Source organism: Salipaludibacillus neizhouensis (assembly GCF_002886185.1).
Lineage (GTDB): Bacteria > Bacillota > Bacilli > Bacillales > Salisediminibacteriaceae > Salipaludibacillus > Salipaludibacillus neizhouensis.
In genome coordinates this window covers 179,642-205,907 of sequence record NZ_KZ614147.1, presented here as the reverse complement: position 1 = coordinate 205,907, position 26,266 = coordinate 179,642, and the positions used below count along the sequence as shown (strand labels likewise).

The window sequence follows — 26,266 nt, the reverse complement described above, 5'->3', positions numbered from 1 at the left end:
TTAGTGAAAAAATTGATAGGGAAGATACAGAACCTTTTAGTCAGAAGCAATTAATCTGTTAGTCAAAAGCAGATAATAAATTTTTATCAAGGAGACGATTAAATGAGAAAATCTCCATGAATTATTACAACTGAGGTTGTGTACAACTTCAATGATGAACGTGCCATTACTACTGCAAAAAATCGGAGTAATAAAAAAGAGAAAATCGTCCATTTAACATTTGATGATGGACCGAGTAAATATTTAGAAGATATTTTAGATGTTTTAGCCGCGGAGGGTGTCGTCGCACATTTCTTTTGGCAGTCGCGACTACTGCATCATCAAAGACCCTGGAAACGCGTATTAGCAGAAGGTCATATGATAGGATCTCATTCACACTCTCATCCTGATTTAACAAAATTAACGTATGAAGAACAGAAGAAACAGCTGGTCACTAGTAAAAAAATAATAGAGGAAGTCACAAAACAACCTGTACATTATTTTCGACCACCATTCGGTCAGTATAATAGTGATACGTTGGATATTGCAAGTAACCTTGAAATGGAAACGATCCTCTGGAACGTCGCTTCGTTGGATTGGACATTAAAAGACGATCCTGAAAAGATTATTCAAAACGTAAACGATTATGTTCTAGATGGATCGATTGTTCTTCTTCATGAAGTTGAGCAAACACTTTATGTACTACCGAGATTAATCAAGACGTTAAAGAAAAAAGGTTTTACCTTTTCTACAATTCGAGCATCAATGAATTAAATGAGGATGATAGTGTTTCTGAAAAACTAGGAACTTTATTGAAAAAAATCATGGGTTAAATATAGAGGATGAAGAGACGTTTAGAAAAATGGTAACAGAAAACCTACCACCACAACCAAACGCTTACCATGAAATACGCGAGACAAATATGGGGAAAACTAATCCGGAAGATGAAAAGCAACGGGAAATGGAAATTGGACCAAATCGTTGTGCAGTAAGGTAATTGTCAGATCAAATGAAATGCATAGTAAGACCCCAAAAGCCTATTTGGGCTTTTTTGGTTTCTTTTTCAAGAGATACACCAGAATTTATAAAATTAGCAGCTACCTTCACACCGCGCGTATCAAGGGAAAATCACCCTTGATACTTAAGAGATGGCGGCGGAAGCTAACGCTGTTTTTAATAAAAGACGGCTATGCCGTTTTTCTTATATATCTTAAATTAATATTAAATAATGTAAGCTAACTTACGCTCATTATAGTTTAAGGATAGGAATTTTAGGATAGATAATAGAAAAAGGAGGCGATTGGAATGAGTACATTAACGATGAAATCAATGCTGGAACAATATGTATACACTCGGGATTTAACTTTAAAAATAGTTGAGCCCTTAGAAATTGAAGATTACGGAATTCAAGCAAATGCTGACGTAAGTCCTCCTAAGTGGCATTTAGCACATACAACGTGGTTTTTTGAAGACTTTATTTTAATGCATTATAAGCAGGATTATCACTATTACTTAGAAGATGCACGGAAACTATTTAACTCTTATTATGAGACGTTAAGTAAGCCATTCCCCAAATCAAAACGAGGACTGGTGTCCCGGCCAACCGTGAAAGAGATTATGGAATACCGGCATGCCGTAGACAAAGAAGTTATTGCCCTTTTGTCAGAGGGGGACGATTTAGATGATGAATTTTACAAATTAATAGAACTTGGTATTAATCATGAACAACAACACCAGGAACTTTTAATCACGGATATGAAATATAACTTTTCAGAGAACCCTATACAACCAGCCTACAAGAAAGCTAGTAGCCTGAGAGAATCAAAACAAACAGTTGCACCGATAAATTGGAGCTCTTTTGAGGAAGGACTTGAAACAGTCGGTTCAAATGAGGAGCGTTTCAAGTTTGATAACGAGGAACCTGCACATAAGCATTATCTTTATCCGTTTTCGATCGCGGACAGACCAGTAACAAATGGAGAATTCATGAAGTTCATAGAAGATGGAGGTTATTCCAGTCCGGAATATTGGCTGTCAGACGGATGGGCAACGGTCGGAAAAGAACAGCTTGAAGCACCTCTTTATTGGGGAAAACATGAGGGGGCATGGTATACCTATACGTTACTTGGCTTAAAAGAAGTTAATCAATATGAGCCTGTTACACACATAAGTTTTTATGAAGCGGATGCGTATGCAAGATGGACAGGATTTCGGCTTCCAACAGAACAAGAATGGGAACACGCTTTTAAAGAGGAGAAAATAGAGGGACATTTCTTAGAGAATTTCATTTTGGACGAAGCGTCAGATCCGGAAAAAACAGTATTTGGTTCTGTGTGGGAATGGACAAAAAGTCCTTACGTAGCCTATCCCGAGAGCGCAAGGCCAGAAGGTGCCTTAGGAGAATATAATGCAAAATTCATGAGTAATCAGATGGTGTTACGGGGTGGGTCTTGTGCCACACCGCGCAATCATGTGCGCTTAACCTACCGCAACTTCTTCCATCCGGATAAGCGATGGCAGTTTTCAGGATTACGTCTTGCAAAGGATGGAAAATAACATGAAGCAAACGATGAGTCCGATTAGAGATCTTAAACCATCCCTGGCATCTTTAGAAGAGGATGTAATGAGTGGGTTGAAAAAAGACCAAAAGAGTTTACCTCCGAAGTTATTTTATGATGCAGAAGGCAGTCGATTATTTAATCAAATTACGGAGTTACCTGAGTATTATTTGACACGAGCTGAAAAGGGAATTCTTATAACCCATCAGAATGATATTGCCACATTTATAGGGAGTAGCTCCACACTGGTGGAATTAGGGTGTGGAAATGAAGAAAAAATCAGCCTCATTCTTTCTGGATTAGAAAACGTTAGTGATTATATTCCTGTAGATATTTCGTTATCAGCACTCCAAGAAACTGCGGATAAAATTAAGAACGACAATCCCCTGCTTAGCGTTCAAGGGATTCGGGCCGATTATACAGAGTCCTTATCGTTCTTATCTGGTATTTCTCAAAATAAGAAAGTCATTTCGTTCTTAGGTTCAACACTTGGAAACTTTGAAGCTGAGCCTCGAGAACTTTTTTTAAATCAATTGGCACAGGAATTAAGACTTGAGGATGGTCTTTTAATTGGAATAGATTTAAAGAAACCTAAGCGTATTTTAGAAGCGGCTTATAATGATTCAAACGGCATTACAGCTAGATTTAATAAAAATGTTTTGCAACGAATCAACAAAGAGTTAGACGCTAATTTTCAATTGAACAACTTTAGTCATCTAGCTTGTTATAACGAAGAGGACCAACGGATTGAAATGTACCTTGTTAGTGAAAGAATTCAAACAGTTGAAATTTGCGGCGAGTCATTTCATTTCCAAAAAGGGGAACGAATTCATACCGAAAACTCTTATAAATTCAGCGTTGATGAATTCGAAAAGACACTTCATCATATAGGATTGAGACTACGTAAAGTGTGGACAGACCAAGAAAATCATTTCGCTGTTACCTATGTTGAACCGTTAAATGTATAAGAGTAACTGCATGACAGACTTCTAAAAAATGAAGAAATTTTATAAATTTTCATATAAAAAAGGGATGCCTCACTAGGTTTTTAAAAACCTAGTGAGGCATCCCTTTTTTATTCATACCGCCTTGCTCCTGCATAAATATCAGAGAAAAACTCACTATTTTCAAGGTGACGGGTTGTTACGCCTGATGATTCACTGGCAATCATAAATTGATCATGACCAATATAAATTGCTGAGAGGTAGCTGCCGGAACCATCGAAAAAGAGAACATCGCCAGGTTGAAGTTCATCAAGTTCGATTTCTGTACCGCTGTCCCACTGATCATTTGCGGTATTTGGAAGCTGAATTCCTAAGCTTTCCTGATACACATAGCTGACGAAACCGGATGTATTAAAGCCTTCTTCAGGGGATGAACCACCTGATTTAAATGGTGTAGTGAGATGACGCGCAGCTTCTTGGACGACAGGCTCTTCGTCATGAAGAGAAAGGGCATCGTAACGCTGCACGCTAGTAAAAGCATCCGACCAATACTCGTTGATGTAAGAGATCTGCGTCATCGCTTCGGTTCGGCTTGCGTGAATCATAAAATCATTCCCAACATAGATTCCAGCGTGGGTAACTTCTCCATTTCCACGGTTTTCCTCTTCAAGGTCAATAGCTGAGAAAAATAACACATCCCCAGGCTGTATGTTTTCTAGATCAATTTCCTCACCAAGTTTATGCTGGTCAACGGTCACTCGAGGCAAATATACATCAGAACTTTCCCGGAACACCTGTTGAATTAAAAAGGAACAATCGAAACCGTCCAAGGTATTGCCGCCAAAAACATAGGGCGTATCCAAATACTGCATAGCATGTTCCACCGCAGGATGTTCATGATCTTCATAGGTGCTAGGATGCAGTGATTTGGCTTCTTCTTCTGTGAGCCGTTTAGCACCGATATAATTATCAGCCCAGAAGTTGCTGCCTTTAAGACTTAACGTTTCCACTCCATTAGTTTCTGAAACTGTCATAAATTCACCATGACCTAGGTATATACCACTCATAAGTGTATTTGCTTTGAAAAAAACCATATCTCCAGGATATAACTCGTCCAAGGAAATACTTTCACCTAAATCAAATTGGTGCCCGGCGATACGTGGTAATCTGATTCCTATAGACTCTTGATAGACATACTGTACAAATCCAGAAGAATTAAACCCTTCATCAGGATTAGTCCCATCTGTAAGAAAAGGAGTGTTTTCAAGGCTAAGAGCTTCAGAGAGGATGGCCTCGATATCAGGCTCAAGATCACCATACTCTTTTCCCGTAAATACGGTTCCTGACCCATTATCCAAAGACTGACTTGATTCATCTGTCCCGATGAACTCCCATGGACGAAACATAAGGATCAAGACAATAAAAAGGGCAGATGTAAATAACATAGTTATCGGGTGTTGATTTTGTTTTTTTCTATTAGAAGCCATTTAAAACACCTCTTTAGTTTACTCTTCTCGTAGTCTATCAAGGGTTTGTTATTAATGCAAAAACAAAAATGAACGGGTTAATTTCCTGTATAAAAGACCTATACTAGGAAGAGACAACATGTATAAGTATCCCGATTATAAAACGGGTATTTTGATAGAGTAGATGCAGAACTATAAACGTTACAGTGAATATTATTGACATCAACAAAAGAAGTATTATATAATTATCTCGAATTCGAGACTTTAAACAAAGGATTGGTATTGATGGAGCAACAGACAAACAAGCAAAAAGAAGAGGATGTATCGCTAAAGTTATTTGTTGTGTTATCCCGGGCATTAAAATCGATTGAAAGACGGGCTGAAGAAGACATAAAAAGCTATGGACTTAACCCAACTGAATTTGCGGTATTGGAGTTAATTTATAGTAAAGGCGATCAACCGATTCAGAAAATAGGCGAAAAGGTTTTGATTGCGAGCAGCAGTATTACGTATGTCGTGGATAAATTAGAGAAAAAGAATTATTTGGAAAGAAAATCCTGCCCAACGGACCGCCGTGTGACTCACGCAGGGATAACTGCAGAAGGAACCGAATTAATGAATGAGATCTTTCCCAAACACAGGGAGGCTATTTACGAAATATGTGGCGGATTAGACTCTAATGAAAAAGAGTTTTTGATTCACCAGCTTAAAAAATTAGGCTATCATGCGCTAAAAAAATAGTCTTTTAACATATATCTCGAATACGGAATAAATGACTTAGCAATATATAAATTAAAGGGAAATTTCGCCTACTTTAGCTTTCTAATATGGAAGAATCAATTTTACAGATCCTGTACAAATTGCCTCCGGCGGAAATCCATATGGAGTCAGAGCCAATCGAAATTCGATTGGCCCATTTTAGTTTTTTATTATAGATTGCTCTTTTATTTTCATAGTGAAACAGCTTTTTTAAACAATTGATTAAAAATAGAAGCTAAACGATTGTTTAAGTTCAAATTATAATAGCGAAAGCGAATTAATATAAGAGAAAATATTGATACAACGAGGTATTCACCTTTAAATATCGGGTATAAGATAAGAAGGAGGTGTGATATATGGCTAAAACGTATGCAGTATGGTTTCGAAGTGACTTTCGATTTGAAGACAATACGGCTCTTTACCATGCGATAGAAACAGCAAAACACGATGATGGGAAATGGATTGCTTTTTTTCATCTTGATCCAATTTTTACGTCATCGATTGATTTACACCATGATTACTTTTTTCGTACCTTGGAGGACTTTCGAAAGAGGTGTGTAGAACGAGGTATTCATTTACATATCATATACGGGAAATTAGAAGAAGCACTCCATCAACTTAGACAAGCTTTTCCGGATCTTAAAGCAGTGTTTTATAACCGAGATGAGGCAGGAGATGCTCACAGTAGAGACAAACAAGCAGAATCGTGGATGGAAGATAACGGGGTTGAATTATTTTCCTATGAGGATGCCCATATTCATGGACCACAAGAAGTGAAAAAAAAGGATGGCACGCTATATAAAGTATTCACTCCATATTTCAGAGCATGGGGCAGGCAAGAAAAACCTACTTCTTACAAATTAGATAAGGACGCTTTGAGGAGTTATTATCAAATGACTGATTCGATCGATCACGAAGGAGAAAACTATTTCGAGAAAAGTATTCTGTCAAGGTGTCTTCATGATTGGCAGGCAATTGGAGAAGGTGCCGCTCTTGAACGGCTTGAGAGCTTTGCGGACACTCGGCTCAACTATTATAAAGAAAACCGTGACTTTCCAAAAACGGCGGGGACAAGTCGCCTCTCGCCATTTTTGAAGACCGGAGTACTTTCCCCCCGGCTTGTATATCGAACTGCTGTGACTCGCCTGGAAACAGGAGGAGCGGGAGCAGAAACATTTATTCAGGAACTGGCATGGCGGGACTTTTACTATATGATTCATGCACATTTCCCTGAATCGAAGAATAAAGAACTTACGGAAAAGTATCAATCCATGGAATGGGAAACAAATGAAGAAAGACTCGACATGTGGAAAAAAGGCAAGACAGGATTTCCTATTGTTGATGCAGGGATGCGACAACTCAATGAACTAGGCTGGATGCACAATCGATTAAGGATGGTCACTGCTTCTTTTTTAACGAAAGATTACATGCTGGACTGGCGGTTAGGGGAGCGATATTTCCAAGGAAAATTGATTGATTACGATGCGTCATCGAATATTGGAGGCTGGCAATGGGCAGCTTCAGTTGGTACCGATGCTGTTCCTTACTTTCGTGTGTTTAATCCGACAACACAAGGAAAAAGATTTGATCCAGACGGAAGTTTTATCCGTAAATACGTAGCTGAGCTCGCGAAAGTTCCCGATCAATTTATTCACGAACCGGCGAAAATGACGGGAGATTTAAAAGAAGAAACGAAAAGTGAAAGTTACCCTGAACCAACTGTTGATCATGGACTACAACGTAAGAAAGTGATTGCTAAGTTTAAAATGATCTAGTGTTTAGTTGAATGGTCCTTTTAAGTAATTGGCCGATATCATGCTATACTAATGATAAAATTTCCAAGAGACGCAAAGGAGTTCATGATGACTAATCAACAAATTTTATTTTTAGATATTGATGGAACGATATTAACCCCCGATGACCGAATTGAAGAATCTACAAAAGAAGCAGTGAGGCAAGTTAAAAAAAGAGGAATAGAAGTTTTTCTGGCAACAGGGCGCCCACTCCACGAGATTATGGAAATTGGAGAAGAATTAAACGTGGAGTCTTTCATAGGCTACAATGGTGCGTATGCTATCCATCAAGGGAAAGACATATTAATTGAGCCGATGGATGCGGAAATCGTAGATAGCTTCTTTCAAATTATGAGAGGGAAAGAGCATGAGGCGGTATTGTACACGAATGGAAAAAACTTATTGTCTTCAGAGAAAACCGGAGCAATAAAGGATTTCGCTAAACACTTTCATTTGAAAAGTACAGAAGCCTATCATGAAAAATACAGCGATGAGATTTTAGGCATATCGCTAATGAACATTGGTAAAGAGGAGGTAGCCCTTTATGAAGAAGCTGGTGATCTTTCCTTATCACCAATCAATGTGGAGGGTTTCAAAGAACATGCATATGATGTTATTCGTGACAAGGTCAACAAGGGATTTGCCGTTCAAAAGGTTTTAGATGTTCTCGGTTTAGAGAAAGAACAGGCGATTGCCTTTGGGGATGGGATGAATGACAAAGAAATGCTTTCTTTAGTAGGTGATGGTTTTGCCATGGGTAATGCGCAACCAGAGCTTTTCCCATATGCGAAGCATAAAACTACCGATGTCACGAATTCCGGTATTTTTAATGGATTAAAGACATTGGGATTGGTGGAGTAACTCTACATCATAAAAGAAGCCCTCATCCGTGATTAAATCGGAGAGGGCTTTTCTGCGGAAAGGAAGCTATGGAAAAGGCATCCCGGTCCCTGTAAAAAACAAAGAGTTATTCAGAAGCACCTACATACTCTTTACATGATTGACTAAATCATCTGCTGAGTGGGCGACTTGATTAGAAGCTTCTGCAATTTCACGGACGGAAGTAGAAAATTGATTTAATTCTTTTTCAATAATTTCATTAAAATTACGAGTTTCACTCATTTTAGCAACAATTTCCGAAAATGAAATTTCAAGATTACCGACTGTTTTATTATTGGAGTCAATCGACTGCGTGACTTCCGTAATGAGAGAAGAGTTTCCTTCTACTTCTTTGTTCGTTTGGTTAAGTAAGTTACGGACTTTTTCAACGGATTCTTTCGTTTGCTCCGATAATTTTCGAACCTCGTCAGCAACGACGGCAAATCCTTTTCCATGTTCACCGGATCTGGCAGCCTCGATTGCTGCATTTAATGCAAGCAAATTCGTTTCATCAGCAATACCTTGAACGATTTGAACAATTCCTTGCACTTCCTTGAAGATACTAACAAGTGACTTCATATTTATTCTCATTTTATCAACAGAATCAGTGACTTGAATCATCAATCCTTTTAGTTCATCCAATTCCTGTTTGCCTTCGATCGCTTTGGCTTCAGAATCTACAGCAAATTGAGTTCCGTCTTGCGACTTTTTAACAATGTCCGCAACCTGTTGATTCACTTCATCAACTGTGGCACTCGTCTCTTCAGAAATAGCACTAAGTTCTTCAGAAGTAGACATGACTACCGTTTGAATTTGCTGATTAAGCTTTTCTTGGCTTTCTCGAATGCGGTCATTTTCTTTATCAAATGCTTCTAAAACAATCTGCTGTTCCAAACCTATTATTTTCGAAACTGCCTGAACGCATAAAGCTACATCTTCCGCATGTTTATAGTGATTATGAACCATTTAAATATCTCTAGTTGAAGACCTTGATAAGCACACATATACCATTTTTGTTCCAAGCCAATTCGAACTTGTGTGTGGGCAACCGTGAACCGTTTCGCAATAAACGTTTCATCAATAACACCATTAAACATTTCAACGAGGTGGATGATGAGTGTTTTTTTTAATCTTTCTATGGAGCTATGGTCATTAATTATTTCCAACAATATCGGTGAATGAGCAATGTTATCGTAAAAAGTTGATACTAAAAACTCAATATTAGGTGAGATTAATTCGTCTTTTAATATCTTTAATATCTTTATATCTTGATCTTCAATATTGTTCATAAGTATTTGTTTCTTTAGATCACTGTGATCTCCCACGTCTATTGGTAGGACATTAACCTCTGCTAATTTTTTCGAAATGACTGACTCCGTTTTTCTTGCGCCTCTTTCTATTCCAAACATAAAAATTCCCCACCCATGGTTATGTTAGTTCTATAGTTCTATATAACTAATACCATGGATAGAAAGAGTGTGCGAGGGGAATTTATACATATTAATATTATTTCCCGTTAAAAAAGATATATGCTAAAAGATGAAGTGAGAAATTATAATTTTACACAAATTTATTATACGGTTTATTAATCTTACCCTAAAGAAATCATGTTCCTTGAATGGGATATATTTGCCCTTATGAAAATCGCTAATAAATGAACAATAAGAAGGAATTAAGGCGAAATTCAAAGGGGAAGCGATAATAATGAATGTCATATTTACATTAGGAGAGCGGCGGAAAGAAAAGCAGTGGAAGTACCAACGCGGGATGTTACGCTCGCTTTCCATTACTGATATGAAAAAAGATGTCCAAAGACGGTTTTTCGCTCATGAAGTGGAAGAGACAGTCTCAAGGTTATATTTATCCGATTTATGCCTTGATATGGGAATTGATGCTTATTTATTAGGAGCGGAATATGCTCGATTTGGTCACTATGGGGAATCAGAATTTTCGGCGATGCAACGATGCAGAGAAGAAATTCAAGCAGTCATTGATCAGACAGTTGCTCAATTCACAGCATGGTTAAAATTAGATGATGCACAGGAATCACTTTACAAAGAAGTGTCTACAGGTTATATCCATGAATGGTGGCGTCAAGGATTCACTGAAGGGAAGAAAAAATACTCCATGCGATTACATTAAATAGAAAAGAGGATGTCTAAAGATTGGAGAAATGCCTTTTAAAAGAGATAAGAATGTATAAGTTGACAGCTATCTTTACGCCACGCGTGTCCTTCTTTCGAGTAGCACCTACACGCACTACGCAGGTGCTACTTGGGGGTGGCGAAAGATCGTGCTGTATTTAATAAAAGACGCTATGCGTTTTTCCTGAAAAAACACACTCATATTTTTACCCTTGTCCCATATATATATTACATGTGGGGAGGGACGGACTTTATGAAAAGTAAGATTGGCATTATTTTGATAGCCGGTATATTTGCAATACTTTTAGCAATCGGACCATTATTTTTAAAAACTGAGGACTCCATGAGCTGGAGCTTGCCACTTTCGGGAAAAATTATAATTTTAGATGCAGGTCATGGTGGAATCGATGGAGGCGCAACCTCAGCAAGTGGATTGCTTGAAAAGGATATAAGTCTAGAATTGGTATTGAAACTCCGGGATTACCTTCAGGAGGCAGGGGCATTTGTGATTTTAACCCGGGAAGAGGACCGTGATTTAGCACAGGTAGATACCGCTAAAGTTCGCTCCAGAAAAGTAGAGGACCTTAAAGAACGGGTAAGAATGATTAATACGTCCAATGCCGACTTTTATCTTAGTATACACCTTAATGCGATTGGTGCTTCGCAATGGCGAGGTGCTCAATCATTTTATAATCGGGCTATTGAAAACAGTGATATCTTGGCAAAACACGTTCAGCAGGAAATGGTACGTAATTTAGAAAACACAACTAGAAAAGCGAAGCCAATTCACAATGTATATCTTCTTCAACACGCGGAAATACCGGGCACTCTAGTGGAGATAGGTTTTTTATCAAATCCTAATGAGGCTGAGGAGCTAAGTACGGAGAAATACCAGCAAAAAGTAGCTGCTTCTATCTATGAAGGTGTTCTTCGCTATGCAGGGAACGAACGACTCCCTGAAGGGGCAGAGGAGTAAACCTGAGACTGTATGTGTTCATACATCCTCGTTCATACTATGCCAAGGGATTCGTTTCAAGAAAACGAATGGCTATATATGTTATAATTGTATACGAAGTGTGAACGAATACATACTTGATCATATATAAAAGGATGGTGCGCCCTATGTTAACAGAAGAGCAAGTCCTGAAAGCGTTAGAGACGGTTCAAGATCCGCATTTAAATAAGACATTGATTGAATTAGGGTCTGTAAAAGAAATGAAAATTAAGGACAAATTAGTCAGTCTGAAATTAGCCATTGCAGAACCAGGAACAGCAGAGCAAATGGCTCTTCAACAGGACATTGTGAACAAAGTAAAAGAAGCAGGAGCGGAATCTGTTGGGCTGCGTTTTGAGAAATTATCGGATGAAGTCATTCAAAAGCATGGTGGAGCAGCTGAAGAAGAGGAAGAAAAATCCTTATTAAACAGTGATACTACATTTATTGCAATCACTAGTGGTAAGGGGGGCGTGGGTAAGTCCACCGTCTCTGTGAACCTTGCGACGTCACTAGCACGTGAAGGGAAAAAGGTTGGTATTATCGATGCGGACATTTATGGTTTTAGTGTTCCGGATATGATGGGCATTGAAGAGCGTCCGAAGGTTGTAGGAGAGCGCATTTATCCTGTGTCGCGTTTTGGTGTTCAGGTTATTTCCATGGGCTTTTTTGTGGAGGATAATTCCCCAATTATTTGGCGAGGTCCAATGCTTGGTAAAATGTTAAACAACTTCTTTAATGAAGTCGAGTGGGATGATTTAGACTACTTAATTCTTGACTTGCCACCGGGTACAGGAGATGTTGCTTTGGACATTCACTCCATGTTGCCACAATCAAAAGAAATTGTTGTCACAACCCCTCACGCTACAGCCGCATTTGTTGCAGCGAGAGCTGGGGCGATGGCAATCAAAACAGACCATGAAATTCTCGGTATCGTTGAGAATATGGCTTACTTTGAAAGTAAAACAACTGGAGAGAAAGAATACGTCTTTGGAAAAGGTGGAGGACCTAAGCTTGCAGAAGAGCTGCGATCAGAAGTACTTGCCCAAATTCCTTTGGGACAGCCAGTAATTGATGAAGAGGATTTTGCACCATCTGTTTATGGCGCCGACCACCCGATCGGAAAAATTTACACTGAAATGGCGCAAAAAGTTATCTCTAAAATCGGAAAGTAAATAAGAAAAACGCAAAGCGTCTTTTATTGTAAAAAAGGTATGTCATAAGGTAAATAACCTGTGACATACCTTTTTTTAGAAATTTCCTTTCAAGCGGAGGGGCTCGTCTTATGGGGTCTTTGCAGCTATTGTTTTTCCCGTAAGACCGTGCTATTACGGGCTTTTAAAAATCAAGGGTTTGGAAAGAAGTTATTTTAACCGCCATCTTCTTTTTTGGACTCACCGCCACCACCTTCACTGCTCTGTAACTCCTTTTTAGCTATTTCAGTCAAAAGTTCGTTTACTCGGGCGACAAAGAAAGGACTTTCCATGGCTTCTGTGACGACATTCATGACTTCTTTTCGATAATCCGCGCTTTTCATCAGTTCTACATAATTTTTTTCAAGTGCAGGGTCTTTAAGGATTTCCGCCATCATTTTTTGATACTCTGGATCTTTCATGAGATCCTTTAACAACTTTTCGTTTTCTTCTTGCATACTGGTTGCGAATGTTTTGGAAAACTCCGGATCTTTCATCACTTCTTGCCAATATTTTTTCCCTTCTTCAGATGCAAGTGTTGTTTGGATAGTATCTTTAATAAATTCTTGTTCCATAACTAATTCTTCTTTCACTTTTTCATCCTGAAGAATTTCTCGTACAGCCTTCTTTCCTTCCTCAGTCTGAAGCATGTCAACCATCATTTCCTTTGTTTTTTCATAATCCGGGGGTTCTTGACCAGTGTTATCGGCGCAGCCAACTATGAAAAAAGAAAGACAAAGGGTGGAAAATATAAACAGTATCGTTTTATTAATATAAAGGCGTTTCATCGACTGAATCTCCTCTCTTTTCTTGCGATTCTTCTTGTTATAATATGAGATTTTATCGATGTTTTTATACAATACTGATGTGTAAACCGAGAAAGTTTTTAATCATATAGTAAAAAACTGGCGTGATAAATACCTCTTTTGATACAATAAGACAGTATGTATATGTAGTAGGAGGAAAAGAAGTGAATTCTAGAAAAGTCGTTTATTTATTTTACACAACATTTTTAATCGGGACAGTCGCTGGTTTTATTTTCGGCTTGATTTTAGATTGGCAAACACATTTAGATGATATTACCAGCTTTGCCTTCGGTGGTCTTTTTATGTTGGCAGTTACCGCAGCTATATGGGCAGTCATTGCACAAATGGGTTTCTTTGCTTATTTAACGATTCATAGGTTTGGATTAGGGATTTTTAAGTCTTATCAACTATGGAATAAAGTTCAAATTGTAATTATTGCATTCGCTTTATTTGATTTAATGTTTTTTAGACATTACTTTTTTGCAGCAGAGGATGTGTCTTTGACTGGTTACATTATTATGCCACTCTTGCTGTTAGCATACGGGCTTCTTATAGCTTGGGTAAAAAGTAAGGAAACGGATCGATCTGCGTTTGTACCGACTGTATTTTTCATGGTGGTTGTAACTACGATTGAGTGGATACCTGCACTTAGGGAGAATGATTACGGGTTTTTGTTAACCGCAATTGTGTCTCTTTTAGCCGCAAACACATGGCAAATTCTAGTGTTGCATCGCCTTCACGATCAACCGAACGGTAAACAGCCTGGGGTAAAGAAAAAGGGACGCCCTGAAATAAATTAAAGTGAAAGCTCCGCACCCAATTATATGGGAGCGGAGCTTCTTTGCTATTTTGTCTCCTAAAACTAGAAAAACCGATGGATTACTTAATCTCTTCAGTATCAACTTTAACGCCTGTTACGAGTTGAGAAATAGAAACAAAGGAAAATCCATCATCCTTTAATTTTCTTAAAGCAATTGGTAAGGCTTCAGAAGTCTGTTCTGCGGAATCGGATGCGTGCATGAGTATAATATCTCCGTTATTAACGTCGGTGGTAACATTTTCAACGATAGCATCAACACCCGGGTTCTCCCAGTCATGGGAATGGACACTCCAATGAATGACGTCATAATTCAAGGAAGCGGCTACATCCAAGACTCGTTGATCAAAACTTCCGTTAGGAGGCCGCAAGTATTGTGGTACTGCTTCTGTTAATTCTGAGAGGACCTGATGAGCATGTTGAATATCGTTCTTTATTTGATCATCTTCCCAACGCGTGTAATGCTCGTGTCTATAACCATGACTTCCGATTTCATAGCCTGATTCTACGATAGATTCAAGTAAATCGGGATGACGTTCTGCCCAAGCCGCTGACACGAAAAAGGTGGCATACTCGACCCCTTCTTCTTCCAAGGTTTCAAGTATAGGGCTTAATTGTTCTTCACCCCAGCTGATATCAAACGTGAGTGCTAACTCTGGTCTTTCGGCTTCCACGCGGTGAATAGCAACAGGATCGTCGTCTGGCGAAAAAACAGGAAGAAACGGCGCTTCCACATATAAAATTCCCGCTGTAAAAAAGGCCGCTAATCCAATAATCATATATCTTTTCACCGTTTTAACATTCCAAATCCAAATAAAATTCATTATGCTCTCTCCCCCTTGTCCATCCTTTATTCCATATGTATTCACTGGACAGGCGTTTATGTTAATTGTTGTTAATAAAGTTCTAAGTTAAAAATATTATCGGGAATTTAGTTAAAGCTCTTGCAATTTTTTCTTATAAATAGTAAGATAGCAATTGTCTCACTAATGAGGAGTCTTTCATTAGCGAACAGAGTTTAGTGACGATCGCGGAGAGGTCACACCCGTTCCCATGCCGAACACGGAAGTTAAGCTCTCCAGCGCCGATGATAGTTGGGGGTTTCCCCCTGTGAAAGTAGGACGTCGCTAAGCTCGATTTATTTTTTATGTATATAAAAGTATATGTGTGTACATAATAGTATAGGTGTCTCAAAGTGACGAAGAGATTCGCTGCTTATTGAGAATCATCCATTATTCCACAGTAGCTCAGTGGTAGAGCTATCGGCTGTTAACCGATCGGTCGTAGGTTCGAATCCTACCTGTGGAGCCATGCTTCCTTAGCTCAGCTGGTAGAGCGCAGCCATGGTAAGGCTGAGGTCAGCGGTTCAAGCCCGCTAGGAAGCTCCACGAGTACCATAGTAGAAGAAGTCTTAATTACATAAAAAACTATAAGCCATGTTTCCTGAATAATTAGGATACATGGTTTTTTGTATCTGTGTATCGTGAGGGGAATTCTCACTATGGACAAGGAAAACTAATAAAGATGTCGAAAAAAATAAGTTTTTGTAAAATAATAGTTGCACAGTTACTCAAAGTTTGATATTATCAATTTTGGCAATACGTTGTTATGTACAACAATTTATTAATTCATAGATCGAATAGCATATTCAATCAAACTAGATGGCCCGTTGGTCAAGCGGTTAAGACACCGCCCTTTCACGGCGGTATCACGGGTTCGAATCCCGTACGGGTCACCAAATTTTTTTCGAATCGCATAATTGTCGAAGAGTTTTTTCTACATAGGGAATAATTTTTTTGGGAGAAGGGTATCGTAATTATTACAGCTTCACCTAATAACTTTTTGCTACATTCAAGAAAGTAATTATTAAATGTAATGATAGGGCTATAGCCAAGCGGTAAGGCATCGGATTTTGATTCCGTGACCCGCAGGTTCGAATCCTGCTAGCCCTGCCATATTTTAAATTAACAGGACCTATATATAGAAGTAATTGAAGAAAGAAAGAGCCGGAGTGTACATAAGTACATGAGAAGTGAACGAAAGCAGTTGACGAAGAAGATTCACCGCTTATTGACAATCACACACGTAGAGAGCCATTAGCTCAGCTGGTAGAGCATCTGACTTTTAATCAGAGGGTCGAAGGTTCGAGTCCTTCATGGCTCACCACTTTTATAAATAATTTAAAAACACTAATAACCATGACATCATACATTACTAACTAACTGATTACCTCCAAATTGATATAATGGAGGTTTTTTTGTTAGGTGAATTTTAAATTTAAATGCTATGTACAATCGCACAGACGAACAGGGTCTATCCATTTTGTCTTGTAGAAAATCAAAGATCTAGTGACTTTTTTCAACAAAAAATATCAAATATGTGTAAATTTGGACTCTTTTTCATTTAAGTTACGTTTCCCCTCCTAAATAATGTTAAAATTAAAAATGTAAATGAAATGAAACCTTTCATTGGTGGTATGCGTATAGAAGGTAACCGCAGTGAAGCGGAGGGTAGCAGCATGGACATTATTGTAAGAAAGATTATATTAGAAGTGAAAAAAGGTAATCAACAGGCATTTGCGGAATTGATGGATTTATATAAGGACAAAGTCTACCATATTGCGTATCGCATGCTTGGAAATGTCCATGAAGCACAAGATGTTTCTCAAGAGGCATTTTTAAGAGCATACACAAATATCGATTCCTACGATATGAATCGAAAGTTCTCCACGTGGCTGTTTCGTATTGCGACGAATTTAGCGATTGATCGTATTCGAAAGAAAAAGCCGGACTTTCATCTGGAAGACCAGGTAGCTGGAACAGAGGATCTTACATATTACACACAAATCTCTGCAGACGAAGAATTACCGGAGGACCAGGTGGTACAGTTGGAAATGCAGGAATGGATTCAGCAGGAAGTAATGCAACTTCCTCCGAAATACAGATCTGCAATTATTCTTAAGTATCTACAGGACTTATCGTTGAAAGAGATCAGTGAAATATTAAATCTTCCAGTAGCAACGGTTAAAACACGTATTCATCGTGGCAGAGAAGCGTTGCGAAAGCGACTGAGAAACTCATAGTCGTGGAAAGGGGATACAGTTTATGGCTTGCTCAAAAGAAAATAAAGCTTTTATTCATAAATATTTAGATGAAGAATTGACATTGCTTGAAAAAAAGCAATTTGAGAACCATATATTAACATGCGGCGATTGTTATGAGCACTTGCGTGAATTAAGGAAAACTGTTGCTATCATTCAAAGTACATCCCATATCGAAGCTCCCAGTTCTTTAACGGCGAATGTAATGAAGCAGTTACCGAAACAGTCGAAATCGAATAAATGGAAATTCTGGATGAAGAAACATCCATTCATGATAACTGCAGCAACATTCTTTTTCGTATTTATTGTAAGTGTTGCTTCTGCTTTGAGTGGAGAGAATGAAGAAATTGTCGTTCAGGGAGACGGTCAATTCATTGTTGATAAAGAGCGAAATGTTGTTGTCATTCCCGAAGGCGAGAGTATTTCAGGAGACTTACTTATTCGAAACGGGAATATTGAAATTAGCGGTGAGGTTTTAGGAGACATTACAGTCATCAATGGCGAACATGTGATGGCATCGACGGATCAAGTTTCTGGAGACATCAATGAGATCAATCAAACGATGGAATTAATTTGGTATGAGATGAAGTCATTTTTCTCCGATGTTGTTGATCTTTCAGATAACGAAAGCAACGCAGAAAATCAAAAGGAAGATTAGATAAAGATAATAGAAAGGCATATGGAGCGTTGGGCATATGTCTTTTTATCTGTAAGGTAAAACCGGATGGAACTCGAAAAAAGCATAGGTCAACCTCACATAATAGTAAGTATGTTGTAGAGTAATAATAGGACAATATATGTTATAATAAACATGCTATAAACGATGGGAAGAAATGTGACCTTTGGAGGAACGATTATGTTTGAGGTGTTTAATGATTTTACTTTTCTGAGTGCACTAGCAATTGTGGTAGACATTGCATTAGTGGCTTTCGTGATATATAAATTAATCATGGTTATTCGCGGTACCCGTGCTGTTCAGCTTGTCAAAGGCATCACGGTCATTTTGGCTGTGTGGTTTTTAAGTGGCTTCTTAGGATTAAATACCCTTCAATGGATTATGCAACAGGCAGTTACATATGGTTTGTTAGCCATTATAATAATTTTTCAACCTGAGTTAAGGCGTGCGCTTGAACAACTTGGTCGTGGGCGTTTGTTTCAGTCAACTTCCACAGCCGCAGAGGAAGAGATACAGGAAGCAATTGAACACATTATTAAAGCTTCTAATTACATGGGGAAGCGTAGAATCGGGGCATTGATTTCTATAGAAAGAGAAACTGGAATGAATGATTATGTGGAGACTGGCATTGTCATGAATGCAAAACTTACATCTGAGTTGTTAATTAACGTGTTTATTCCAAATACACCTCTTCATGATGGGGCTGTAATTTTGAAAAATAACGAAATTGTTGCGGCCGGATGTTACTTGCCCTTGTCGGAGAATCCCTTTATTTCAAAGGAATTGGGAACAAGACACCGTGCTGCACTTGGTGTAAGTGAAGTAACGGATGCCATCACTTTAGCAGTGTCTGAAGAAACTGGAGGTATTTCCGTGACAAAAAATGGAGAACTCCACCGAAGTTTAGATGAAGAAGCACTTCGCAAATTATTAGAAAAAGAAATGCTAAAGGAAGCCTCGAATGGCTCAAACTCCCGTTGGCAGTGGGGAGGAAAGAAAAATGGATAAATTGTTTAATAAAGGGTGGTTTATTAAACTAAGTTCTATCGTTATCGCAGTTATGCTATTTTTTATGGTAAATATGGACGGAACTCCTAATCAGCCAGGGGGACTGCCCACGGTAACAGACTCCACAAATATTTTAGAAGAAGTAGATTTAAATGTATATTATGATGACGAAAATTATGTATTAATGGATGCACCTGAAACTGTCCAAGTTACGCTTGAAGGTCCAAAAAATGTGTTAACAGTGTCTGAAATCACACATCCTCAGCAGGAGTTATATATTGATCTCACAGGTAAAGAGGCGGGCACTCACTATGAACAAGTAAAGTATCGGGAGTTCCCATCTAATGTTGATGTTTCCGTTAATCCTGCATATGTTGAGGTGACTATTCAAGAGCGTCAGACAGTTTCTTTCCCTGTGGATGTGCAATTACAAAATGAGGGTGAAGTAGAAGACGGTCATTCGATTGGTACTCCAACAGTAGAACCTTCAACAGTGAATATTACTTCAGCGCAAGGAGTACTTGAACAAATTGACTCTGCAAGGTCTACTGTAGATATGGCCGGTAGAAAAACTAATTTCGAGGATTCCGTGCCGGTAGTTCTCTATGACAAAAACGGGAATGTTCTAGACGTTAACGCGGATCCACCGGCGGTAGAGGTAGTCGTACCTGTTACGAGTCCAAATAAAGAAGTACCTGTAAGAATTAATCGAACAGGAGAACTTCCGGATGGCGTCGCTATTGAATCTATTACTACTGATCCTGAAGTAGTAAGTGTATTTGGACCGGTAGATGTCATTAATGAAATTTCTTTTATTGATGGTGTGACATTGGATCTCAGTGAAATTGAAACAGCTGGGGAAGACTCTTTTGAAGTGGATATTCCACTGCCTGAGGGGATTGAAAGTATCGATCCTGAAACAATAACGGTAACTGTAGATGTCACTGTTGAACAGGAAAGAGAATTTACCGATTTTGAGATTGATGTCACTGGTTTAGGGGATGCACAATCGATAGATTTTATTGATCCCGAAGAAGGAACACTAGATTTGCTCGTTAGTGGAAGTTCAGAAGCACTTAACCGATTAGAGCGAGAAGATTTGCAAGTAACGTTAGATGTAGAAGGACTGGAGGAAGGGGAGCATGACGTTAGCCTGGAATTCATAGGACCTCAAAATCTAAAGTTTGAGCAAACAGGAACTTCAGCTATTTTCATCCTTTCTGACGAAAGTACAGCTGTTAATAATCCTTCCGGTCAGCAAGAGGAAACCGATGAGTCAATTGATAGCGGAAGTGAAAATGAGAATACTGATACTGATACTGATACTGGCACTGGAACCAATTCTGATCCAAGTGATGATTCCGATAACGAAATAAATACGGAAACCGAAATGAATGGAATTGAAGAAGAGGAGATCACTGAGTCCGAACCTGAGGACGAAACGGATTCTAGTAGTTCTTAAATTTTATGAGTTTTTGGTATGAATATATCGATGAAAAAGATGAATGTTAGGAGCGATTGTTAATGGGAAAGTTTTTTGGAACTGATGGAGTAAGAGGGATAGCAAATAAAGAATTAACTCCGGAACTAGCTTTTAAACTAGGTAGATTCGGAGGCTATGTCCTCACGAAAGAAACAACAAAGCCAAAGATTTTAATTGGCCGAGATACAAGAATTTCCGGACATATGTTAGAAGGGGCTCTTGTAGCTGGATTACTCTCCATTGGTGCTGAAGTTATGCGTCTTGGTGTTATTTCTACACCAGGGGTAGCTTATTTAACAAAAGCATTAAGTGCAGACGCGGGTGTCATGATTTCTGCATCCCACAATCCTGTAGAAGATAATGGCATCAAGTTCTTTGGATCAGATGGCTTTAAATTAGTTGACAGGCAAGAGGAAGAAATAGAAGCTCTGCTAAATAAAGAAGACAACATGGAAGATGAACTACCTCGACCGGTTGGTGCTGACATTGGAACAGTGAATGATTACTTTGAAGGTGGTCAAAAATACTTACAATTCTTAAAACAAACGATTGTTGGAGACTTCTCCGGAATGCATATTGCACTAGATTGTGCACACGGGGCAGCTTCACCTTTAGCAAATCATATATTTGCTGATTTAGACGCAGATAAAATTTCGGTCATCGGAGCCTCTCCGAACGGGATAAATATTAATGATGGTTTCGGATCAACCCATCCAGAAGAGTTAGTCAAAATAGTCAAAGAAAAAGGTGCTGATATTGGTCTTGCTTTTGACGGAGATGCTGATCGACTTATTGCTGTGGATGAAAATGGTGATATTGTTGATGGGGACCAAATTATGTACATATGCGCTAAGTATATGAAGAACACAGGTCGTTTAAATCATGATACAACAGTCACAACGGTGATGAGTAACCTCGGTTTCTACAAAGCGTTGGAAATGGAAGGTATCGAAACGAAACAGACTGCTGTGGGAGATCGATATGTAATGGAAGAAATGCGTAATGGAGGGTTTAACCTAGGCGGAGAACAATCCGGACACGTCATCTTTCTTGATTACAGTACAACTGGGGATGGTCTCTTAACGGCGCTTCAGCTCGTTCAAATCGTGAAAGCTTCAAATATGCCGTTATCAAAACTTGCAGGAGAAATGAAGAAATACCCGCAAAAGCTCGTTAATGTTCGTGTAGCAGATAAAAATGCTCTCCATAATAGCGAAGTGATTGCGGCTGAAATTCTTGCAATTGAAGGAGAATTAGAAGGGGAAGGACGAATTCTAGTTAGACCTTCTGGTACAGAATCATTAGTTCGTGTGATGGCAGAAGCGCCTACCGAGGAGCTTTGCGATAAACATGTGCAAACAATTGTGGATGTAATTAAAAGAGAGTTAGGATCGTTAGAATAGAAAGTAAAAGCTCATCCGAATGCGGATGAGCTTTTTTTAACAGATAAGAATTTATAAAATATCGGTTTTTTAAAGATTGTTGTTTTCGTCGAACAAAGATGCTCGAATCCGCTCTAGGTGGACGCTTTCCGCGGGCAACGACTTCAGCCTCCTCGGGTAGTTCGCCCTGCGGGGTCTTCAGTCCTTGCTAATTCCGCAGGAGTCGCCACCTTCGCTACTTCGAGTTGTTTTTTCAAAAAAATAGCCTGTTAAGTGCAATGGCTACACACACTGCTCGCCTGTACTGAGAAAACCACTCAGACCAGGCTTAAACAATGCAGCGGCTTCGCTCATCCTCTATAAAAAATTGTTGTTTGGAAGAATCCGCGAGACTCCTGTGGAAGAATGATCCAAGCGAGACCCCGCAGAGCGTCAGTATGCTCGAGGAGGCTCGCGGATCATCCACGGAAAGGGAGCGGTAATTCTTCCAAACAACCTTCCTTGATAACAAAAGCAACAAAATAGAGAAAAAAAACAAAGTTTTTTTATGACTGTAAACGGGAGAATAGCTACTGTGCATATCTTCGTGCGACTTCTTTTACGATGGTATGATCCTCAGCTAATCCGGATATGGAACTAAATGCTTTTTGAATACCACTATCGTTAAGTTTCTTTTGTAACTCTTCTGCCTCATCGTCTTGAGGATAATCAAATTTTAATGCAGCAACGATCACATCGTATAAGGCATCTATTTCGATACCTTTGTCTAACAACTGCACAGCTGGACTAACAAGACGTTCATTATGACCGAGTTTTTTGATTGGCTGCCTAGCAACCCTTGTTACTTCATCTACAATAAATGGATTTAGGAACCTTTGAAGAATCTTTTCAATATAACGTTCATGATCTTCACTATCAAAGGTATGCTTCTCGCAAATTAACCTTCCCGTCTCTTCAAGAACAGACCTGACTTGTCGTTTGATTGCTTCGTCCTCTAACACTTCCTGGATTGTCTTTTTATTATCTAGGTAGCCAAAATATGCGGTTGCCGCATGACCAGTGTTTACCGTGAACAACTTCCGTTCAATATAAGCTTCTAAGGCATCAACGAAATGAATGTCAGTTACAGGAGGAAGGTCACCCTTCATATTTTTTCGTTCGACGACCCATTCAAAAAACGGTTCTACTAATACATCCAAGAGATTTGTTTGGTTTTGGATGGGAACGATCCGATCAACAGCCGCGTTTGGAAAACCAACAATTTCCAAAACGTAGTCCCAGTCCTCTGAGGAGAGGTGTTTTTCGACTTCTGCTTTTAATAGATCCGTTCCACCCAAAGCATTTTCACAAGCGATGACATTTAAGGGGGGCTGTGAAGTAGGCCTGGCAATCAACCCCTTTGCTAAAGTGGCCGCGATATGGGGAAGAATATGTGCACCTACCGCAGTAGTCACTAAATCCGCAGAAGCAATAGCTTCGATAACTTGGGCTTCGTCTTTTTGTGAATGCAGTCCTTGAACGTTCGTAATTTCAAAGGAACGTTTGTCTTCTTCCGCATAGTGTACATGATAAGAATTCATCTCGTTTAAGGCATCAATGACTTCGTGATTCACATCCACAAAAGTAATACTGTAACCTGCATCAGCTAGGATTTTACCAATAAAACCGCGTCCGATATTTCCGGCGCCAAAGTGTAAGGCCTTCATTTATTCCACCTCGCTAAATAAAGCTAGCAATTCATCTTCTGAAGTAGCGTTGACAATTTTTTCGACATTCTCCATTTCAGAGCATAGGATCGCAATCTGAGAAAGGATCTCAAGGTGTTCGTTATTTTTGCCGGCAATACCAAAGACAACTTTCACTTCATTCCCGTTTCCAAAATCAATGGCTTCAGGAATTTGGAGGATAGATATTCCAGAGGCTAGAACACTCTCTTTGGCATCCTCAGTCCCATGAGGAATAGCGATTAGATTCCCCATATAGGTGGAAGTAATCTCTTCTCGTTCAAACATTTTGTCTACATAGGATGGGTCTACATATCCACCATCCACTAAAAGTTGGCCGGCTTTTTTAATAGCCTCTTCTTTAGACGATACCTTTGCATTAAGAATTACGTTTTCTTTTGCTAAAACTTGTTTAGTCATATTTTAACTCTCCTTCTTTAAATGATTTTGATAAAAAACGATCATTTTACGACTTATATGATTGGAAATTTCTTTTTCAGTTCCGGATTCAAACAAAGCCGTACTTTCCTCACTGTCGATGATCATACTACTGATTGAGCTTAGTACTTCTGTTTCTTCTTCGGACATGTCAGTTGGCCCAAGCATTAATAAGATTCTTGTCATCTCTATCGTCTCCCCATCCATTGAGTCAACTCTAGAAGAATTCGTTAAATCATTGATAATAAATACCGGTTTTTCGACATGATCACTTCGTGCATGAAAGAGTGCCATCACGGTGTTTGGGATACCAAGACCCGACATTTCTTCTCGAACTTTCAGATGATCAACAACTTCCTCCGGGTTAGTTATTATCCCTTGCTCTTTCAAATGCAGCACAACATCAAATACCGATTTCCACATATCTTTTTTATGGGTATTTACATAAACTTTAAAGTGATGAAGCAAGTCGATCGTAACCGGAAGACTACGGTGCATTTGTGTCAACATTGTGGTTGCTTCTGCGGTATTAATCATATCTGCGCCTTTTTCATTGGTTATCTTTCTGCCCATATGTTCATTTACTGATGACAGGTGTTCTTTCCTTTCAATGTAATCTTCAATTTTTCGAACATCCTCATCCGTCAAAAATGGATTCACTTGCACATAATCGATTGAATGATCGACTAGTGGAATGGTTGATATCACCAAATCGAGCTCTTCAGAATTTTTCTGATCTAATTCAAACATCGATATATTTTTCACATCAATAATGTTTGGAAACTCATTTTGCAATCTACTCGCGATCATTTTTGAAGACCCAATACCACTGGAGCAAATAACGAGTGCTTTATGTCTGCGTCTGTTGTCATCTCTTTCGATGGCTGAGCCGAAGTGCAGGACAAGAAATCCAATTTCTTCATCTGGAATAGAAAGGTGGGGTAAAACGTCATTAAATGCTTGTTTTACTTTATCAAATAGCTTCGGGTAGTTATGCTGTATTTTATCTTGCAAAGGATTGTGAATATGCATCCCTTGTTTTAACCGGTAAAGTGCGGGATCCAAATGTGCCAACAACCCTTGATAAAGTGAATTGTCATTTGCTAGATCGACGTCGTACCCTTTGCAAACATGAGTCATTAACTGCTTGGCAATCATGGCTGTATCAAGGTTGTCTTCATTAAAGGAAATATGTTGATCATGGCGGAACTTGGCTCCCCTAAGATGCATCGTAATATAGCAAACTTCGGCTTCAGGTATATGAAGTCCAAACTTCATTTCCAATTCTGTAGCAAGATCGTTTGCCAGGGTGTACTCTTTTTTTACTTTTAAATGACTCGAAAGCTCCTTGTTTATTGTAATTCTTTCGCCTTTTGTAATACGCTCTATTGCTAATGCGAGGTGAACAACCAAGGCAATATAGGCAGAATCAGCAATTTTATAAGGAAGGGATTGGTTAATCTTTTTTACAGCTTCCTCGACAACCTTAAGTTTATCAACATTAATAAAACCAAGTAGCTGCCCGGCTATTGATTGGGAAACGTCAGTATCATTGCTTGGAATTCGTCGCCTAATGTATTGTAAAATATCTGATTCATTAAAGTTTTCCGCTAGTATTCTGCTGATTGCACGTCTTTTTGCAGACTCTGTTCCAGTAATTTGAATGCCTAGTCCTCGTCGTTTTTCAGTGGTAACACCGTGTGTTAACAACCAGGCATCCACTTTTTCCAAGTCACTGCTGACGGTTGCAACGGTCACATTCAAGTCAGTTGCTAAAGATTGAAGTTTGAGGGGTTCCAAGGATTCTAATAATTTACAGGCGATCAGTACTTGTCTTTGTTCGGGTAAAAAATCAAAGTAGTTAGCATCTTGTAAATCCTGGTTAAATTGATCGACTTGTTCCTTAGCCCCTTTTAATATAACTCCCTTTCCAGCCTTTTTTTCTAATACAAGTTCGTAAGGCTGAAGAAGGGAGGTAAATGTATTTAAATCTCGATGAATGGTTCTTTCACTAACATGGAGAGAGTTAGCTATCTCTCGGACAGTAACTCCCTCTCGTTGCTGGATGAGAAGCTCTAGAATTAGTCGGTCTCTCGCAGAAACATACATGTTTTTATCACTCC

General features: G+C 38.9%; 23 protein-coding genes, 5 tRNA genes, 1 rRNA gene and 1 pseudogene. 22 read left to right on the top strand and 8 right to left on the bottom strand.

The features are described 5' to 3' along the window. Positions 1 to 138: 138 nt before the first annotated feature. From CEF18_RS17880 to egtD, 4 genes and pseudogenes are all read left to right on the top strand, one after another. Positions 139 to 753, top strand: coding sequence for a polysaccharide deacetylase family protein (locus CEF18_RS17880; protein ID WP_223292397.1), 615 nt, complete (start codon positions 139 to 141; stop codon positions 751 to 753). Further along, positions 741 to 976: pseudogene (locus tag CEF18_RS17875) on the top strand (MBL fold metallo-hydrolase); the annotation flags it as partial. The gene CEF18_RS17880 and the pseudogene CEF18_RS17875, both read left to right, overlap by 13 nt. A gap of 308 nt (positions 977 to 1,284) precedes the next feature. Next, positions 1,285 to 2,535 carry an ergothioneine biosynthesis protein EgtB gene (gene egtB / locus CEF18_RS17870; RefSeq protein ID WP_110937907.1) on the top strand — a complete coding sequence of 417 codons (1,251 nt, stop codon included), beginning with the start codon at positions 1,285 to 1,287 and terminating at the stop codon, positions 2,533 to 2,535. A gap of 1 nt (position 2,536) precedes the next feature. Continuing rightward, the gene (gene egtD / locus CEF18_RS17865; RefSeq protein ID WP_183041169.1) at positions 2,537 to 3,505 is read left to right on the top strand and encodes an L-histidine N(alpha)-methyltransferase; all 969 of its coding nucleotides are present in this window, start codon (positions 2,537 to 2,539) and stop codon (positions 3,503 to 3,505) included. Between the two features lie 107 nt (positions 3,506 to 3,612). Here the strand turns inward: egtD and CEF18_RS17860 are convergent, their stop codons facing one another. Continuing rightward, positions 3,613 to 4,968: a C40 family peptidase gene (locus CEF18_RS17860; protein WP_110937905.1), complete on the bottom strand. Its 1,356-nt coding sequence runs from the start codon at positions 4,966 to 4,968 to the stop codon at positions 3,613 to 3,615. 264 nt (positions 4,969 to 5,232) lie between these two features. Between CEF18_RS17860 and CEF18_RS17855 the strand changes: the two genes are divergently transcribed. The 3 genes from CEF18_RS17855 (at position 5,233) to CEF18_RS17845 (ending at position 8,360) form a co-directional block, all read left to right on the top strand. Beyond that, complete coding sequence (locus CEF18_RS17855; protein ID WP_110937904.1) at positions 5,233 to 5,688, top strand: MarR family winged helix-turn-helix transcriptional regulator; 456 nt, start codon at positions 5,233 to 5,235, stop codon at positions 5,686 to 5,688. A 374-nt stretch (positions 5,689 to 6,062) separates the two neighbouring features. Continuing rightward, positions 6,063 to 7,481: a cryptochrome/photolyase family protein gene (locus tag CEF18_RS17850; RefSeq protein WP_110937903.1), complete on the top strand. Its 1,419-nt coding sequence runs from the start codon at positions 6,063 to 6,065 to the stop codon at positions 7,479 to 7,481. A gap of 87 nt (positions 7,482 to 7,568) precedes the next feature. Continuing rightward, on the top strand, positions 7,569 to 8,360 hold the full coding sequence (locus CEF18_RS17845) for an HAD family hydrolase (protein WP_110937902.1): 792 nt from the start codon (positions 7,569 to 7,571) through the stop codon (positions 8,358 to 8,360). A gap of 120 nt (positions 8,361 to 8,480) precedes the next feature. Here the strand turns inward: CEF18_RS17845 and CEF18_RS17840 are convergent, their stop codons facing one another. Both CEF18_RS17840 and CEF18_RS17835 read right to left on the bottom strand, forming a co-directional pair. Beyond that, positions 8,481 to 9,344 (bottom strand): methyl-accepting chemotaxis protein, encoded by an 864-nt coding sequence (locus tag CEF18_RS17840; protein ID WP_110937901.1) that lies wholly within the window; start codon positions 9,342 to 9,344, stop codon positions 8,481 to 8,483. Then, positions 9,308 to 9,787, bottom strand: a complete 480-nt coding sequence (locus CEF18_RS17835) for a protoglobin family protein (protein ID WP_110937900.1) — start codon at positions 9,785 to 9,787, stop codon at positions 9,308 to 9,310. Before CEF18_RS17835 ends, CEF18_RS17840 begins: the two co-directional genes overlap by 37 nt. Positions 9,788 to 10,082: 295 nt before the next feature. Between CEF18_RS17835 and CEF18_RS17830 the strand changes: the two genes are divergently transcribed. From CEF18_RS17830 to CEF18_RS17820, 3 genes are all read left to right on the top strand, one after another. Next, positions 10,083 to 10,520 carry a DUF2521 family protein gene (locus tag CEF18_RS17830; protein ID WP_110937899.1) on the top strand — a complete coding sequence of 146 codons (438 nt, stop codon included), beginning with the start codon at positions 10,083 to 10,085 and terminating at the stop codon, positions 10,518 to 10,520. Between the two features lie 255 nt (positions 10,521 to 10,775). Continuing rightward, positions 10,776 to 11,498 (top strand): N-acetylmuramoyl-L-alanine amidase CwlD, encoded by a 723-nt coding sequence (cwlD, locus tag CEF18_RS17825; RefSeq protein WP_110937898.1) that lies wholly within the window; start codon positions 10,776 to 10,778, stop codon positions 11,496 to 11,498. A gap of 146 nt (positions 11,499 to 11,644) precedes the next feature. After that, the gene (locus CEF18_RS17820) at positions 11,645 to 12,691 is read left to right on the top strand and encodes a P-loop NTPase (RefSeq protein WP_110937897.1); all 1,047 of its coding nucleotides are present in this window, start codon (positions 11,645 to 11,647) and stop codon (positions 12,689 to 12,691) included. Positions 12,692 to 12,885: 194 nt separating this feature from the next. Here the strand turns inward: CEF18_RS17820 and gerD are convergent, their stop codons facing one another. Next, positions 12,886 to 13,497: a spore germination lipoprotein GerD gene (gene gerD, locus CEF18_RS17815; RefSeq protein ID WP_183041170.1), complete on the bottom strand. Its 612-nt coding sequence runs from the start codon at positions 13,495 to 13,497 to the stop codon at positions 12,886 to 12,888. Between the two features lie 182 nt (positions 13,498 to 13,679). Between gerD and CEF18_RS17810 the strand changes: the two genes are divergently transcribed. Beyond that, positions 13,680 to 14,315 (top strand): KinB-signaling pathway activation protein, encoded by a 636-nt coding sequence (locus tag CEF18_RS17810; protein WP_110937896.1) that lies wholly within the window; start codon positions 13,680 to 13,682, stop codon positions 14,313 to 14,315. A gap of 79 nt (positions 14,316 to 14,394) precedes the next feature. On the opposite strand, the gene pdaB is transcribed toward CEF18_RS17810, so the two are convergent. Further along, on the bottom strand, positions 14,395 to 15,156 hold the full coding sequence (gene pdaB / locus CEF18_RS17805; protein WP_110937895.1) for a polysaccharide deacetylase family sporulation protein PdaB: 762 nt from the start codon (positions 15,154 to 15,156) through the stop codon (positions 14,395 to 14,397). 193 nt (positions 15,157 to 15,349) lie between these two features. Between pdaB and rrf the strand changes: the two genes are divergently transcribed. From rrf to glmM, 11 genes are all read left to right on the top strand, one after another. Then, positions 15,350 to 15,465, top strand: a 5S ribosomal RNA gene (gene rrf, locus CEF18_RS17800). 103 nt (positions 15,466 to 15,568) lie between these two features. Then, a tRNA-Asn gene (locus tag CEF18_RS17795) sits at positions 15,569 to 15,643 on the top strand. A 1-nt stretch (position 15,644) separates the two neighbouring features. After that, positions 15,645 to 15,720, top strand: a tRNA-Thr gene (locus CEF18_RS17790). Positions 15,721 to 15,995: 275 nt separating this feature from the next. Continuing rightward, positions 15,996 to 16,070, top strand: a tRNA-Glu gene (locus CEF18_RS17785). A gap of 142 nt (positions 16,071 to 16,212) precedes the next feature. Continuing rightward, positions 16,213 to 16,287: transfer RNA gene (locus CEF18_RS17780), tRNA-Gln, on the top strand. Positions 16,288 to 16,422: 135 nt separating this feature from the next. Continuing rightward, a tRNA-Lys gene (locus CEF18_RS17775) sits at positions 16,423 to 16,498 on the top strand. Positions 16,499 to 16,850: 352 nt separating this feature from the next. Then, positions 16,851 to 17,414 (top strand): RNA polymerase sigma factor SigW, encoded by a 564-nt coding sequence (gene sigW / locus CEF18_RS17770; RefSeq protein WP_110937894.1) that lies wholly within the window; start codon positions 16,851 to 16,853, stop codon positions 17,412 to 17,414. A gap of 22 nt (positions 17,415 to 17,436) precedes the next feature. Beyond that, positions 17,437 to 18,090: a zf-HC2 domain-containing protein gene (locus CEF18_RS17765; RefSeq protein WP_110937893.1), complete on the top strand. Its 654-nt coding sequence runs from the start codon at positions 17,437 to 17,439 to the stop codon at positions 18,088 to 18,090. Positions 18,091 to 18,288: 198 nt separating this feature from the next. Continuing rightward, on the top strand, positions 18,289 to 19,116 hold the full coding sequence (gene cdaA, locus CEF18_RS17760) for a diadenylate cyclase CdaA (protein ID WP_110937892.1): 828 nt from the start codon (positions 18,289 to 18,291) through the stop codon (positions 19,114 to 19,116). Then, entirely contained in the window at positions 19,109 to 20,578 is a 1,470-nt protein-coding gene (locus CEF18_RS17755) for a CdaR family protein (RefSeq protein ID WP_110937891.1), read from the top strand. The genes cdaA and CEF18_RS17755 overlap by 8 nt, the downstream gene beginning before the upstream one ends. 62 nt (positions 20,579 to 20,640) lie before the next feature. Beyond that, on the top strand, positions 20,641 to 22,002 hold the full coding sequence (glmM, locus tag CEF18_RS17750) for a phosphoglucosamine mutase (protein ID WP_110937890.1): 1,362 nt from the start codon (positions 20,641 to 20,643) through the stop codon (positions 22,000 to 22,002). Between the two features lie 548 nt (positions 22,003 to 22,550). On the opposite strand, the gene CEF18_RS17745 is transcribed toward glmM, so the two are convergent. From CEF18_RS17745 to CEF18_RS17735, 3 genes are read right to left on the bottom strand one after another with little or no spacing between them, the layout of a single operon-like run. Next, positions 22,551 to 23,687 carry a mannitol-1-phosphate 5-dehydrogenase gene (locus CEF18_RS17745; protein ID WP_110937889.1) on the bottom strand — a complete coding sequence of 379 codons (1,137 nt, stop codon included), beginning with the start codon at positions 23,685 to 23,687 and terminating at the stop codon, positions 22,551 to 22,553. Continuing rightward, on the bottom strand, positions 23,688 to 24,125 hold the full coding sequence (locus tag CEF18_RS17740; RefSeq protein ID WP_110937888.1) for a PTS sugar transporter subunit IIA: 438 nt from the start codon (positions 24,123 to 24,125) through the stop codon (positions 23,688 to 23,690). A gap of 3 nt (positions 24,126 to 24,128) precedes the next feature. Next, entirely contained in the window at positions 24,129 to 26,252 is a 2,124-nt protein-coding gene (locus CEF18_RS17735) for a BglG family transcription antiterminator (protein ID WP_110937887.1), read from the bottom strand. Between the last annotated feature and the right edge of the window lie 14 nt (positions 26,253 to 26,266).

Excerpts from the sequence above, each read along its gene's own strand:
- CEF18_RS17740 (WP_110937888.1), bottom strand. The coding sequence starts at position 24,125 with ATGACTAAACAAGTTTTAGCAAAAGAAAACGTAATTCTTAATGCAAAG.
- pdaB (WP_110937895.1), bottom strand. The coding sequence starts at position 15,156 with ATGAATTTTATTTGGATTTGGAATGTTAAAACGGTGAAAAGATATATG.
- CEF18_RS17830 (WP_110937899.1), top strand. The coding sequence starts at position 10,083 with ATGAATGTCATATTTACATTAGGAGAGCGGCGGAAAGAAAAGCAGTGG.
- CEF18_RS17845 (WP_110937902.1), top strand. The coding sequence starts at position 7,569 with ATGACTAATCAACAAATTTTATTTTTAGATATTGATGGAACGATATTA.
- gerD (WP_183041170.1), bottom strand. The coding sequence starts at position 13,497 with ATGAAACGCCTTTATATTAATAAAACGATACTGTTTATATTTTCCACC.
- CEF18_RS17745 (WP_110937889.1), bottom strand. The coding sequence starts at position 23,687 with ATGAAGGCCTTACACTTTGGCGCCGGAAATATCGGACGCGGTTTTATT.
- CEF18_RS17765 (WP_110937893.1), top strand. The coding sequence starts at position 17,437 with ATGGCTTGCTCAAAAGAAAATAAAGCTTTTATTCATAAATATTTAGAT.
- cdaA (WP_110937892.1), top strand. The coding sequence starts at position 18,289 with ATGTTTGAGGTGTTTAATGATTTTACTTTTCTGAGTGCACTAGCAATT.
- CEF18_RS17735 (WP_110937887.1), bottom strand. The coding sequence starts at position 26,252 with ATGTATGTTTCTGCGAGAGACCGACTAATTCTAGAGCTTCTCATCCAG.
- CEF18_RS17840 (WP_110937901.1), bottom strand. The coding sequence starts at position 9,344 with ATGGTTCATAATCACTATAAACATGCGGAAGATGTAGCTTTATGCGTT.
- sigW (WP_110937894.1), top strand. The coding sequence starts at position 16,851 with ATGGACATTATTGTAAGAAAGATTATATTAGAAGTGAAAAAAGGTAAT.
- CEF18_RS17850 (WP_110937903.1), top strand. The coding sequence starts at position 6,063 with ATGGCTAAAACGTATGCAGTATGGTTTCGAAGTGACTTTCGATTTGAA.
- egtB (WP_110937907.1), top strand. The coding sequence starts at position 1,285 with ATGAGTACATTAACGATGAAATCAATGCTGGAACAATATGTATACACT.
- cwlD (WP_110937898.1), top strand. The coding sequence starts at position 10,776 with ATGAAAAGTAAGATTGGCATTATTTTGATAGCCGGTATATTTGCAATA.
- egtD (WP_183041169.1), top strand. The coding sequence starts at position 2,537 with ATGAAGCAAACGATGAGTCCGATTAGAGATCTTAAACCATCCCTGGCA.
- CEF18_RS17820 (WP_110937897.1), top strand. The coding sequence starts at position 11,645 with ATGTTAACAGAAGAGCAAGTCCTGAAAGCGTTAGAGACGGTTCAAGAT.
- glmM (WP_110937890.1), top strand. The coding sequence starts at position 20,641 with ATGGGAAAGTTTTTTGGAACTGATGGAGTAAGAGGGATAGCAAATAAA.
- CEF18_RS17860 (WP_110937905.1), bottom strand. The coding sequence starts at position 4,968 with ATGGCTTCTAATAGAAAAAAACAAAATCAACACCCGATAACTATGTTA.
- CEF18_RS17835 (WP_110937900.1), bottom strand. The coding sequence starts at position 9,787 with ATGTTTGGAATAGAAAGAGGCGCAAGAAAAACGGAGTCAGTCATTTCG.
- CEF18_RS17755 (WP_110937891.1), top strand. The coding sequence starts at position 19,109 with ATGGATAAATTGTTTAATAAAGGGTGGTTTATTAAACTAAGTTCTATC.
- CEF18_RS17855 (WP_110937904.1), top strand. The coding sequence starts at position 5,233 with ATGGAGCAACAGACAAACAAGCAAAAAGAAGAGGATGTATCGCTAAAG.